The 12,868-nt window shown below is 46.2% G+C and carries 9 protein-coding genes; 4 read left to right on the top strand and 5 right to left on the bottom strand.

From position 1 onward, the window contains the following. Window positions 1–2: 2 nt before the first annotated feature. Together msbA and NB504_RS15360 are read right to left on the bottom strand one after the other, a co-directional pair. Entirely contained in the window at window positions 3–1,751 is a 1,749-nt protein-coding gene (gene msbA / locus NB504_RS15365) for a lipid A ABC transporter ATP-binding protein/permease MsbA (protein WP_258429245.1), read from the bottom strand. Between the two features lie 32 nt (window positions 1,752–1,783). Beyond that, entirely contained in the window at window positions 1,784–4,027 is a 2,244-nt protein-coding gene (locus tag NB504_RS15360) for a DNA internalization-related competence protein ComEC/Rec2 (RefSeq protein ID WP_094164823.1), read from the bottom strand. Between the two features lie 6 nt (window positions 4,028–4,033). Here NB504_RS15360 and NB504_RS15355 point away from each other — a divergent pair, with 6 nt between their 5' ends. Continuing rightward, window positions 4,034–4,543 carry a DUF2062 domain-containing protein gene (locus tag NB504_RS15355; RefSeq protein ID WP_010319231.1) on the top strand — a complete coding sequence of 170 codons (510 nt, stop codon included), beginning with the start codon at window positions 4,034–4,036 and terminating at the stop codon, window positions 4,541–4,543. A 138-nt stretch (window positions 4,544–4,681) separates the two neighbouring features. Here NB504_RS15355 and lolE read toward each other — a convergent pair whose 3' ends face one another. Genes lolE through lolC form a run of 3 tightly spaced genes read right to left on the bottom strand, consistent with a single transcriptional unit; the run spans window position 4,682 to window position 7,814 of the window. Next, entirely contained in the window at window positions 4,682–5,926 is a 1,245-nt protein-coding gene (gene lolE / locus NB504_RS15350; protein WP_094164822.1) for a lipoprotein-releasing ABC transporter permease subunit LolE, read from the bottom strand. Beyond that, window positions 5,927–6,613 (bottom strand): lipoprotein-releasing ABC transporter ATP-binding protein LolD, encoded by a 687-nt coding sequence (gene lolD, locus NB504_RS15345; protein ID WP_258429243.1) that lies wholly within the window; start codon window positions 6,611–6,613, stop codon window positions 5,927–5,929. Then, on the bottom strand, window positions 6,606–7,814 hold the full coding sequence (lolC, locus tag NB504_RS15340; RefSeq protein WP_258429242.1) for a lipoprotein-releasing ABC transporter permease subunit LolC: 1,209 nt from the start codon (window positions 7,812–7,814) through the stop codon (window positions 6,606–6,608). Before lolC ends, lolD begins: the two co-directional genes overlap by 8 nt. A 165-nt stretch (window positions 7,815–7,979) precedes the next feature. Between lolC and NB504_RS15335 the strand changes: the two genes are divergently transcribed. From NB504_RS15335 to NB504_RS15325, 3 genes are read left to right on the top strand one after another with little or no spacing between them, the layout of a single operon-like run. Next, the gene (locus tag NB504_RS15335) at window positions 7,980–8,549 is read left to right on the top strand and encodes a hypothetical protein (protein WP_017048079.1); all 570 of its coding nucleotides are present in this window, start codon (window positions 7,980–7,982) and stop codon (window positions 8,547–8,549) included. A gap of 8 nt (window positions 8,550–8,557) precedes the next feature. After that, window positions 8,558–12,019 carry a transcription-repair coupling factor gene (mfd, locus tag NB504_RS15330; protein WP_096036235.1) on the top strand — a complete coding sequence of 1,154 codons (3,462 nt, stop codon included), beginning with the start codon at window positions 8,558–8,560 and terminating at the stop codon, window positions 12,017–12,019. Window positions 12,020–12,047: 28 nt separating this feature from the next. Further along, entirely contained in the window at window positions 12,048–12,818 is a 771-nt protein-coding gene (locus NB504_RS15325; protein WP_088732653.1) for a peptidoglycan binding protein CsiV, read from the top strand. Window positions 12,819–12,868: the final 50 nt, after the last annotated feature.

Raw genomic sequence — 12,868 nt, 5'->3', positions numbered from 1 at the left:
GATTAGTCACCAAATTGAATTCGATGTAGTTGGGCATACGCCCCATCCTGTGCAATTAACTGAGCATGATGACCACGTTCGATAATTTCACCCTCATCGACCACTAGAATTTCATCGGCTTCTTCAATCGTCGACAAGCGGTGCGCAATGACCAATACCGTTTTATTCTTTTGTAGCTCTTCAAGTGCTGATTGAATCGCTCTCTCAGATTCTGTATCCAACGCAGAAGTCGCCTCATCTAGGATAAGTACGGGTGCATCACGTAATAACGCTCGAGCAATCGCTACTCGTTGACGTTGACCACCCGATAAACTGGCTCCATTCTCACCAATCATGGTATCCAAGCCATCAGGCATGTTATTGATAAACTCCATGGCATGAGCAAGCCTAGCCGCGTGCTCAATTTGCTCACGCGTATACTCATTTTCTGCCGCGTAAGCAATATTATTGGCAATGGTATCGTTGAAGAGGTGAACATTTTGCGAAACCAGCGCAAAGTGGGTGCGCAAGTTCTTCAGTTTATAATCGCGAATATCATGATCATCTAGATAGATAGCACCTGAATCGATATCATAAAAACGAGTCAAGAGGCTCGCGATAGTACTTTTCCCTGAGCCGGAACGCCCAACAAGCGCGACCGTTTTACCTTGAGGAATCTCAAAGCTCACATGAGACAGCGCTGGTTTTTCTTTACCTTGATAAGTAAAGGTCACATCCTGAACTCTAACGTCACCACGTACTTTTTCGGCTTCAAACTGGCCAGTGTCGCGCTCGGTTTCTAAATCAATCAGCTCAAATAATGTTTGGCTGGCCGCCATACCACGTTGGAAATCGGAGGTAACACTCGTTAACGCTTTCAGTGGTCGCATCAAGCCAAACATTGCCGAGAACACCACCGTAAAAGTACCTGGTGTTAATTCGGCACGAATAGAATCAACGCTGGCTAAAAACAGCACAGTGACAAGTGCTAAAGAAGCAATCATTTGAATAATAGGGTCAGCAGTGGACTGCGCCGCAACCAGCTTCATTGTTTGTTGACGCATTTGATTGCTGACATGGTCAAAACGTTTACGCTCTACGTCTTGTCCACCATAGCTCAGTACGACTTTGTGCCCTTTTAGCATCTGCTCTGCTGAAGAGGTCACATCACCCATGGTGGTCTGCATCCCTTTTGAGATCTTGCGAAAACGTTTAGAGACAATACCAATCCCCATCGCAACCACTGGCGCAACCACGATTAATACCAAAGATAACTGCCAGCTATTCCAAAACATCAAGGTCAATAGGCCGATGATACTCGCACCTTCGCGAACAATGCTGACCAATGCACGACTGGTCGCCCCAGCCACTTGCTCTGAATCATAGGTGATACGTGATAACAGACCACCCGTTGATTCTCTATCAAAAAAACTGACAGGCATGTGCATGAATTGATTGAAGATTTTTCGACGCATCAACATCACAACATTGCCAGAAACCCAGCTCAAGCAGTACGAGGAGACAAAGCCACTTAAACCACGTAGCGCCATCATCCCCAAAATAATAAAAGGCAGCACTCGCAAAAAATCGGATTCCGCATTACCAAATCCTTCATCTAGAAGAGGCTTAAGTAACGACACCATATAGGTGTCAGAGACCGCATTGATAATCAATGCGACAACCGCAACTGCTAGGCCAGATTTATATAGGCGGATATAGGTCCACAGGCGTTTGAAGGTTTGCCAAGTGGTTTCGTCAGTATTGAGTGACATAGAAATGCTTTGTTTTTAAGAAAATATTGCGCTCATTCTACCTCGTTACGGAGCATCTGCCTATACCAAGCCTGAGAGCGAGAGATACGCAAGCTGCTAACTTGATAATTCTGCATGCCAAAAATAACGCTAATTTGCCCTGCTTCACCCGTATCCAACCAGTTTGCTCCATGTTGTTGGTAGCGTTGAACAACCTGTGCGGAAGGTAATTGCCAGCGTCCGCCTTTGGCGAGCGAGGCAATAGCGACCTCAGGATTCACCTTACGAATCAAAGCAACAGTAGAAGATGTCCTACTACCGTGGTGTGGTACAAGCAGGATATGACTTTGTAAGGATTGCTCTGTTCGCGCAAGTAACCACTCACTCATAGCATCCACATCCCCGGGTAAAAGCACTGAAAAACCGGTATTTGGGTCAAAGATTCGAATCACACAAGAGTGAGGATTGTAAGCCCGCGCTACAGTTTTTGGTGGCCAGATAACATCAAAAGAGAGTTGTTGCCACTGCCATTGTTCGCCAGCAATACAAGGTTGGTAACCCGCTATCGTTTGACTAGCACGTTTCCATTTGGGCTGCCAAACACGCTCAACTTCCGCTCTTCCACCTGCATGGTCGTTATCCAAGTGACTCAAAATCAACCCGTCTAATTGCGTAGCTCCCCGTTTGTTTAACACGGGGGCAACTGTTGCTTGGATGTGATCACCACCTTGCCAACTTGCACCAGTATCATAAAGCACGTAGCGTCCTTCTTTTTCGATCAACACTGCCAACCCATGCCCAACATCTAACACATCAATCCGCCAACCTGTTTTTATCGGAATGGTGAGCCAAGAAACCATCACAATGATGCTGTAAACCGCCAGTGCAAAACGCGAGATCAACGGTGAAAACACAAACAGCAACAGAGCACTGCTCAACAGAGCCAAAACAGCCCCAGAAATAGGAAACCAACTGAGGCTTGAATAATGTATTGACCAATCAACTGGAATGAGTAATTTGGCCACCCAATGCCACACCATAGGTGCGCCATCAAAAGTCAAAACCGTACACACTAAAGCAACAAAGATCGCCGGAACCACCACAAAACTGAACCAAGGAATAAACACTAAGTTATAGAGCGCCGCACTGGTACTGACCCCACCGAAAAAATAAGCGGTTACCGGAAGCATACACAGCACTAACCCAATCTGCATCGTCAATAAACGCCATAAAAAAAATCGCTGAGTTTGAGGTAGAGAAAGTTGGTAGAACACAACCGAGACAGCAATAAAGGACATCCAAAAGCTACTGGATAACGCAGCAAAAGGATCGATAAGCAGCACCGCCGATAACGTCATAAGCAGTCGCTGCAAAGTATTGATACGGACATTGAGGACAATCATCGCCACATTGAGCAAACACATGATGAGCGCGCGTTGAGTGGGCAAGGTAAAGCCAGCCAACCAAGCATAGCCTAGTGCGCACAAGCTTCCTACGACGAATGGCGACCACCCCATGCGATGATGCAAACGCATCAATACGAGCCCAAGGCTATAACCAAAACCAAACGCGATGCCAATGTGCAGACCAGAAATGGCAACCAAATGAATCAGCCCACTGTCTCGTAATGCTTTCCACTGTGCCGTTGAAATATCACTGCGCTCACCAAACGTAAGCGCCATTAAAATACCAAGATTGGGATCATCAGCGAGCCAGGTTTTGATCTTCTGGTAGCATTGTGCTCGCCATTCTGGTAATGATTCAATGCGATAAGACTGTCCATTATTAACCGTTGCACGAGCCACAATACCTTGGCTCAAAGAGTACGCCTCTGCATCAAACCCGGTCTCATTTAACCGACCAAAGATAGGTTTTACTGTGATGGAGAATTCAGCCACGTCACCATACTTCAACGGTAAAGGAGCAATTAATCGCACCTTGGGCCGCAAAAAAATGCCTAAGGTTTGACCATTGATTGATCGAATCGAAATTGTTCCTTCATAACCATGAGTAATTTGTCTAAAAAAGCTGTTAACCTGCCCGTTTATGGTAATATCCGAACCTGTCTGAAAAATAGTGTTGGACTGCTCACGTAATAAGTTCCCGCTGATCACAATGACCATTAAAGCCATTGTTACTCCTGAGAGAAAGCGCAGTTTTCTATAACCGACAGAGAGTATAAGAATGGCGAATAGAGGCATACTCCATTTCCAATCTGGCATCCAAGGCCAATAAGAAGCAGAAATGGCGGTTAGCGAAAACGAAGCTAGGGTCCAGTAATTAGATAAGAGAGTCATGTCACGATGCCAAGAAAGTTCATCAAACGTTTTATGCCTAACCATGAAGTGATTAAGCGTCAGAAGGCATTAAAAATTTTTGGCAATGTGCTGTACAACCCCAATTTATGGTGTTTGAACCGCCGCTCAGCAGCGGGCGCCTTCGCCGTAGGTTTGTTCATGGCTTTTGTTCCACTTCCGAGTCAAATGATCATGTCCGCTGGCCTTGCCATTATGTGCGGCGTCAATTTACCGCTTTCTGTAGCCTTGGTCTGGATTAGCAACCCCATCACCATGCCAGTGCTGTTCTACTTCGCCTACAAGCTTGGCGCATGGGTAATGCAAACACCACCACAACCATTTCACTTTGAACTCTCTTGGCATTTTATCATGCAACAAATGAGTACCATTGGTCCGCCATTCCTTTTGGGTTGCATGATGTGCGGAGTGATCTCCGCCATAATCGGCTACTTCGGCATTCACGGTTTATGGCGCTATTCTGTCGTAAGAAGCTGGCAAAAGCGCCAAGCGAGATAAAAGCTTCAAGAGATTGAGACTGGCTATACAACTGAGCATGTAAAACGATGTCGCATGATGTTGAAAAAGGACCAAATGGTCCTTTTTGTTTGCTAAAAATAGCTCAATGCTGATGAACGAAAAGAATCCGAGTTGAGATTATTTAGCGCTAAGCACAGACGCCGGATTCAGTTGACTGGCCCTAGAGGCCGGATACCAAGTAGCTAATAAGCTCAACACAATCGCCGTCGAAGAGACAAGCACCACATCCGATAGGTTCACTTGTGATGGCAAAAAGTCGACAAAATAGATATCACCAGACAAAAACTGATGGCCGACTAATCGTTCTAATCCTTTGATTAACGCTGTTAAATTCCACGCAATCAACACACCTAACACGCCACCTATCACACTGCCTAATACACCAGAGAAAACACCCTGCCAGACAAAAATTCGTTTCACTAATCCATCGGTCGCGCCCATAGTGCGCAAAATGGCGATTTCAGACGCACGATCTTTTACCGCCATCATAAGTGTTGAAACGATGTTGAAGCTCGCCACACCAATCACCAGCACCATCACCAAATACATAATGGTTCTGACCAGTTGAATATCACGGTACAAAAAGCCAAATTTTTGCTGCCAACTGCGTAGATAGACGTATTGATCAAGCGTATTGCCGACCTCTCTTACAATTTGAGTTGCATTTAATACCTCTGAGACCTTGATAGCAACGCCCGTCACTCGCTCTCCTAATTTGGCGTAAGCTTGTGCATCTGCCAATGGCACTAATGCAAGGCTGTGGTCAATTTGGCCATTGAGTTCCAAAAGCCCTGAGACCTTGACGCGCACGCGCTTTGGCGCTTGAACTTTAGCGCTCTCATTCGCAGAGGGGATCATCAAAGTGACATAGTCACCGACTGCCGCGCCCAATTTATCCGCCACTCCTTTGCCTAAAATGACCTGTTGCTGACCTGCGACAAAACCTTGCCATGCATCGGAAGAGACAAATTGAGATAAACGCGACACGGCGCGCTCCATTTGCGGATCAATTCCACGCACCTCAATCGCTTTCAGTTGCGCGCCTTTCTCCGCTAATGCCGTCAATTTTACATAAGGAGCGGCCGCTTCCACTTTTGGATGCTGCACGGCTTGCTTGACTAATGACGACCAGTTTGCGATGGGTTGTTGAACCCCTTCAAACTCTCCGTGTGCAATGACAGATAACACGCGATTCTGCAGCTCTCTCTCAAAACCATTCATCGCCGACAGGCCCACGATGATCACCGCAACGCCCACGGCGATACCGATAATGGAAGAGAGCGAGATAAACGACACCATTTTATTACGCTGCTTTGCCAGGCTAAAACGCCGACCAATCACTAAAGAGAGCGAGGTGAACATCTACGGTGCCTCCACATTAGTCAGCAAACCATCTTGCATGTGCATCTGTCTGTCCATTTTTGCAGCAAGTTCGCTATCATGCGTTACCACTAAAAATGCCGTGCCAAACTCTTGATTCATTTGACGCATCAAATCATAAATCGCCAGCGCCGTTTTGTGATCAAGGTTGCCCGTAGGCTCATCGGCTAACACCAAATCGGGTTGATTGACAAGCGCTCGCGCAATCGCTACCCGCTGCCGCTCTCCACCAGAGAGCTCAGAGGGTCGATGAGATAAACGATGTCCCAACCCCACTTTTTCTAACAATGCTTGCGCGGCCTGTTTAGCACGCGATACTTTTTGGCCACCAATAAGCAACGGCATGGCCACATTCTCAAGAGCGGTGAAATCGGCTAATAAATGGTGGAACTGGTACACAAAACCCAAATGTTGATTGCGAATGTTCGCTTGTTTATTGGAGCTTAAGCTCGATAAATCCTGACCTAAAAACGACACTGAACCTTCGGTTGCCTCATCTAGTGCACCCAGAATGTGTAATAACGTACTTTTCCCAGATCCAGAAGTCCCAATAATTGAGACTAACTCCCCCGCTTGAATGCCAAAACTGACGCCTTTTAGCACTTGAGTCCGTAGCTCCCCTTCTTGGTAGGTTTTGCATACGTTATGGCATTGTAAAAGGTTATTCATATCTTAAAGCCTCGGCAGGTTTTACGGATGACGCGCGGTAGGAAGGAAACAGTGTCGCGAATAAGCTGAGCGTGATGGCTGCTATCACCACCAACATAATTTGCATGGGGTTAATCACTACAGGCAGCGTTCCCCCCACAGAGAACAGCGCTACACCCATGCTTTCTAATAATCCATTGAGGTTATCCGCCAGCAATACGCCTAACACACCACCGACAAGCGAACCAATCACTCCACTACTCGCGCCTTGAACCATAAAAATGGCCAGTACTTGTTGATCTGTCATGCCTTGCGTTTTCAAAATCGCGACCTCAGCTTGTTTTTCCATCACCACCATGATTAACGCGGAAATGATATTGAAAGCCGCCACGCCAACAATCAACCCAAGCATCAAACCCATCATATTTTTTTCCATGCGAACGGCTTGGAACAACTCGCCACGCTGATCTCGCCAGTCACTCCATTGCCATCCCTTAGGCAAAGGTGCGCTAGCTAGGTCTGCGACCACAAAAGGATCATCAAAAAAGAGCCGCCATCCCGACACAGTATTTGATGGTAAACGGAGCAATCGCGCTGCATCTTTGATGTGCGTCAGCATCAGCTGTCCATCCACATCAGACCCCGTATTGAAGATGCCTGCGACTGTAAAATTACGCTGCGCAGGAATACGACCTAAGGGGGTAAATTGGCTAGCTGAAGTGACCATCAAACGCACTTTATCGCCAATTGTCACGTTGAGCGCACGCGCCAGTGAATGGCCAAGGAAGAGTTGATATTCGCCCGGCTTGAGCGCACTCACTTGACCTGCAATCAAGTGCGCCGCAATCGGATCATTTTGATTAGGTTCAATTCCCACCAACAAGCCTGCGGCCAGTTGCGATGAGCTTTGAACAACCGCTTCACTGCGCACAATCGGTTCAGCCGCTCTGGCGCTAGAGAGCTGGCTAATGAATTGAGGCACATCTTGCGTGAGCAAAGTGCGATCGCCATTTTGCGAAACTACAGCCTGAGGCAACACACCTAAAATTCTATTTTTGAGCTGGGATTCAAAACCATTCATGACCGAAAGCACCGTCACCAGTGACATCACGCCAATGGTTATCCCCGCCGTAGACATATAAGAGACAAATCGACTGAATCTATCACCGGATCGCCCACGTAAATAACGCAAGCCAATGAACGCCGAAATAGGATGAAACATAAGAAAAACCGCCTAAAAGTGATGCTCAGTACTGTAACGAGAAACGGTGGAAGGTTGTAGCTTTAATTTGCCAAAAATCGGTTAAATAGAATCGATAACAAGGACATACCTTGATTAGTTCGCCGGTATGACGATAATCAACAAAGCGATGAGAAGGATGCCTTTATGACCGAGCAAGAATTTTTTACGGTTCACTATGGACTGACAACCAATATTGAACTTTTAGACAGCACATTTATGCTACCTTCCCAATCAATATTTGAAGCGGAGATTCCTGCCCCATTTATTGTGGCCAGTGAGTTTAGCCAGTTGGATGCACTCACCGAAAGTGCACGACTAGAACTGAAAAATAGTGATTTCAAGCACGTCGTTCAGTTACTTGATACTCAAAATTCGAAACTGAATTTGTTGCTGACCTTTATGTTATCACAGCAAGATGAGCCACATTCACGCTTCATCACCAGCACATTTGGTGCCAGTCGCTTCTCTCTTCGTTATCCAAACGCACTAGAGATTGGTACCCAAGCCCGCTGTAAACTGTTTTTGGACCACCCTGCAGCCGCTATTTATTGCTATAGTTCGGTGATTGATTGCCAAGCGGACGAGCAACACTATCTCATCACGATGAAATACGATTTACTGCGAGATACTGACCAAGATCTCTTGATTAAAGCCGCACTGTACCAGCAGCAAAAATTGCTGCGTCAACGCTCTTTAGACCGAAATAAACCATAAGCGTTCTCATGACTACACACTCTTTACTGACTCTGATTAAACCTGCTGGCGCGGGCGACAAAAAACACATTGGTAACCTACGTGGTGCAAGCCTTGCGTTGGCAATTGCAGAGCTGGCCAACCAGCATAATAGCCACACTTTACTGGCTGTACCTGATCCTCAAACCGCCTTAAAGCTGCAGCACGAAATTGAGCAGTTTAGTGGCACCGAAGTAGCGCTGTTCCCTGATTGGGAAACTTTGCCTTATGATAATTTTTCGCCTCATCAAGAGATCATTTCTGATCGCATCGCACGCCTGTATCAATTACCGAGCTTGAAAACAGGCATTACCATTGTGCCTGTGAGCACCATATTACAGCGTCAAACGCCGCGAGAATTTCTGCTACAGCATACTTTAATGGTCAAAATCGGTGATCAATTTTCCTTAGATAAATTACGTCTTCAACTGGAAAAATCGGGCTATCGTCATGTTGATCAAGTGTTTGGCCCAGGCGAATATGCCAGCCGAGGTTCGATTCTTGATTTATTTCCAATGGGCAGCAGCGATCCTTATCGCATTGATTTTTTTGATGATGAAATCGACACCATACGCACCTTCGATCCTGAGAATCAACGCTCAATTGAAGAGATCAGCGAGATACGCTTACTGCCTGCTCATGAATTTCCCACCACAGAAAGTGCCATTGAAGATTTTCGCACCCGCTGGCGTCAACGATTTGAAGCGCGTCGCGAACCAGAATCAGTCTATATGCAAGTCTCAAAGGGGATTTGGCCCGCAGGTATTGAATACTGGCAACCGCTATTTTTTGAACACACCGAAACCTTGTTCGATTATATCGCGCCAGAAAGCCAACTGATTGTCGTAGGAAACATCGAAACAGCGATTGACCAGTTTTTAACCGACGTCGAATATCGTTACCAGCAGCGTAAAGTTGACCCTCTTCGCCCATTACTGCCACCTCACGAATTGTGGCTTAAAAAAGATGAGCTTTTTAGTCTTTTCAAAAACGTGGCTCAAATACAACTCAGCATCGAGCCGATTACCGAAAAGCAAGGACGAATCAATTTAGCGGTCAGTGCATTACCCGACTTGGCGGTCATGCATCAAAATAAAGAGCCTTTAGTCGCCATTCGGCAATTTAGTGAAAGTTTCACTGGGAAAATCATTTTTTCCGTCGAATCAGAAGGCCGTCGCGAAGCATTACTAGAGCTATTGCAACGCGTAAAACTGCGCCCTATCGAAAAAGAAACCTTCCAGCAAGCGTGCCAAGCAAAAGAAAAACAATGTCTCGTATTAGGGGCATCTGAGCACGGCTTTATCGATAACAATGCTAACTTAGCGTTCATCTGCGAAAGTGATTTACTCGGTGACCGTGTCATTCTTCGCCGTAAGAAAGATCGTAAAGTCACCAATAGTGACGCTGTCATTCGTAATTTAGCCGAACTCAAACCAGGGCAACCCGTTGTTCATATTGATCATGGTATCGGCCGTTATCTCGGGTTACAGACGCTTGAAGCGGGTGGCATGATGACCGAATACGTCACCCTTGAGTATCAAAACGAAGCCAAACTTTATGTCCCTGTCGCTTCATTGAATCTCATTAGTCGTTACTCTGGCGGCGCAGAAGAAAGCGCACCATTGCATAAACTCGGGGGTGAAGCATGGACCAAGGCACGACGAAAAGCGGCCGAAAAAGTCCGTGATGTTGCTGCGGAACTGCTGGATGTCTACGCCAAACGAGAGCTCAAACCAGGCTATAAGTTCGCTCTGGATCGTGGCCAATATGCGACTTTTAAAGCAGGTTTCCCATTTGAAGAAACCGATGATCAAAATACAGCTATCAACGCCGTGCTATCGGACATGTGTCAGAAAAAAGCGATGGACCGATTAGTGTGTGGTGACGTTGGATTTGGCAAAACAGAAGTCGCCATGCGCGCCGCCTTTGTTTGCACCGACAACAATAAACAAGTGGCCGTATTAGTGCCGACAACCTTACTCGCGCAGCAGCATTTTGAAAACTTTCGAGACCGATTTGCTAACCTGCCGATCCGTGTCGAAGTTTTATCACGCTTCAAATCAGCGAAAGAGCAAAAGCAGATACTACAAGATGTCGCCGACGGCAAAGTCGACATTTTGGTTGGCACGCATAAACTGCTTTCCAGCGAGCTAAAATTTAGCGATCTTGGTCTTTTGATCGTTGATGAAGAACACCGTTTTGGCGTACGCCAAAAAGAAAAAGTAAAAGCGATGCGTGCTGATGTGGATATTCTCACGCTAACGGCAACGCCGATTCCGCGCACGTTAAACATGGCGATGAGCGGAATGCGCGATCTATCGATTATCGCCACACCACCCGCACGACGATTAGCCATCAAAACCTTTGTACGCCAACATGATGACAATACGATTCGAGAGGCCGTATTACGTGAAATCATGCGCGGTGGACAGGTTTATTTTCTACATAACCAAGTAGAAACTATAGACAAAGTGGCCGCCGATTTAGAAAAGCTGGTCCCTGAAGCTCGAATTACCGTCGCCCATGGACAAATGCGTGAACGTGAGCTGGAAAAAGTGATGAACGACTTTTATCACCAACGCTTCAACGTATTGGTCTGCACAACCATCATCGAGACAGGGATTGATGTCCCGACGGCGAACACCATCATTATGGACCGCGCAGACAACCTTGGCCTAGCACAGCTACACCAACTTCGTGGCCGAGTAGGACGTTCTCACCATCAAGCTTATGCTTACTTACTCACTCCACATCCTAAAGCCATCACTAAAGATGCCGTGAAACGTTTAGAAGCGATTGCATCTCTTGAAGATCTTGGAGCCGGTTTTACTCTAGCAACGCACGATTTAGAAATCCGTGGAGCGGGTGAATTATTGGGCGATGAACAGAGCGGTCAGATCCAATCAATTGGTTTTACTCTCTATATGGAGATGCTAGAGCAAGCGGTTGAAGCATTAAAAAATGGCAGAGAACCTTCTCTTGACGATTTGCTTCGTGAACAAACCGAAGTGGAAATGCGTTTGCCAGCGCTATTACCCGATGATTACATTCCTGATGTAAATACTCGCCTCTCCATGTATAAACAGATAGCGAGTGTCGCTAGCCGAGATGAGCTCGCCGAGCTCAAAGTCGAGTTGATTGATCGCTTTGGTAAGTTACCTGATGCTGCAAATAACTTACTCGGCGTTGCTGAAGTCAAAATTGATGCTGCACGTATAAAAGTGAAGAAAATCGAAGCGCATGAAAAAGGCGGCTACATTGAGTTCTATCCAGATGCTGACATTAATCCCGTCTTTTTGGTTAGACTTCTGCAATCACAACCGAAAAAATTTGCAATGGAAGGGCCAACTAAGTTTAAGTTTGCTGTACCATTAGCTGATAGACGTGAACGAATTCAATTTGTGTCGAGTATGCTCAGCGAATTCCAACAAAACCTGATGCCTAGAGCATAAATTACGCACAAAAAATGATGGAGCCATAATGAAAAAACTGATCCCACTCCTACTTTTGCTTATTTCGATGCCAAGTCTGGCACAACGGCAATTTGACATAGAAGTGATCATTTTTAAGCGTGCAATTGATGCAGAGAAGGTCAGTGAGTCGTGGCCTAACTCATTGCCTGAAATCAATATTCAACGCGCGGGCAGTTTTAGTGACTTAAACTATCGCCAAGAAAAAGGCGTGAAAATGCTGCCTTTTTCCGACTACCAACTTAACGACCAAGCACAAAAACTGAAAAACCACGCCGGCTTTGAAGTGCTATTGCATACGGCTTGGCGTCAAGGCGATCAAGGCAGAGCTTCCGCACCGATTTTCCATATTCAAGCGGGTAAAGATTACTCCGCTAAATTCAATACTGACGGCAGTGAAAAAGTGGCCGTACTAGAAGAATCGCCAGTAAACGGTGTGCTAGAACAAAGCATCGCGAGTCCCCTTTACGAACTCGACGGTAAATTACAAATCTATGTGCAGCACTATCTTTATGCTGAAACCACGCTCGACCTTAAAGCCCCGAGTGTGCGAGAAATCATGCTCCAAAGTAAACCATTGGAGTTAGACATTACACCTGAAGAGCAAAATGCCGAGGTTCAACTGGGGAACCTAGAAGCTATCTCCCCAACAGTGGAAAAGGAAGAGTTTTTAAAGAGCTATCGGATGGACCAAAAACGCCGTATGCGCAGCAACGAAACCCACTATCTAGACCATCCATTAATGGGAATGATCATTCAAGTTCGCCGCGTTGCAGAATAAAGCCTAACAAAGCGCCCTGTCTGGGCGTTTTTTCTTTTATTCATCTCTCA

Origin of the sequence: Vibrio sp. RM-69-4 (assembly GCF_024743775.1) — a bacterium.
GTDB classification, from domain to species: domain Bacteria; phylum Pseudomonadota; class Gammaproteobacteria; order Enterobacterales; family Vibrionaceae; genus Vibrio; species Vibrio anguillarum.
Note: the sequence above shows the minus strand (reverse complement) of the source record. Positions and strands in the feature narration are given on the sequence as shown.

Excerpts from the sequence above, each read along its gene's own strand:
- msbA (WP_258429245.1), bottom strand. The coding sequence starts at position 1,751 with ATGTCACTCAATACTGACGAAACCACTTGGCAAACCTTCAAACGCCTG.
- NB504_RS15360 (WP_094164823.1), bottom strand. The coding sequence starts at position 4,027 with ATGACTCTCTTATCTAATTACTGGACCCTAGCTTCGTTTTCGCTAACC.
- NB504_RS15355 (WP_010319231.1), top strand. The coding sequence starts at position 4,034 with ATGCCAAGAAAGTTCATCAAACGTTTTATGCCTAACCATGAAGTGATT.
- lolE (WP_094164822.1), bottom strand. The coding sequence starts at position 5,926 with ATGTTCACCTCGCTCTCTTTAGTGATTGGTCGGCGTTTTAGCCTGGCA.
- lolD (WP_258429243.1), bottom strand. The coding sequence starts at position 6,613 with ATGAATAACCTTTTACAATGCCATAACGTATGCAAAACCTACCAAGAA.
- lolC (WP_258429242.1), bottom strand. The coding sequence starts at position 7,814 with ATGTTTCATCCTATTTCGGCGTTCATTGGCTTGCGTTATTTACGTGGG.
- NB504_RS15335 (WP_017048079.1), top strand. The coding sequence starts at position 7,980 with ATGACCGAGCAAGAATTTTTTACGGTTCACTATGGACTGACAACCAAT.
- mfd (WP_096036235.1), top strand. The coding sequence starts at position 8,558 with ATGACTACACACTCTTTACTGACTCTGATTAAACCTGCTGGCGCGGGC.
- NB504_RS15325 (WP_088732653.1), top strand. The coding sequence starts at position 12,048 with ATGAAAAAACTGATCCCACTCCTACTTTTGCTTATTTCGATGCCAAGT.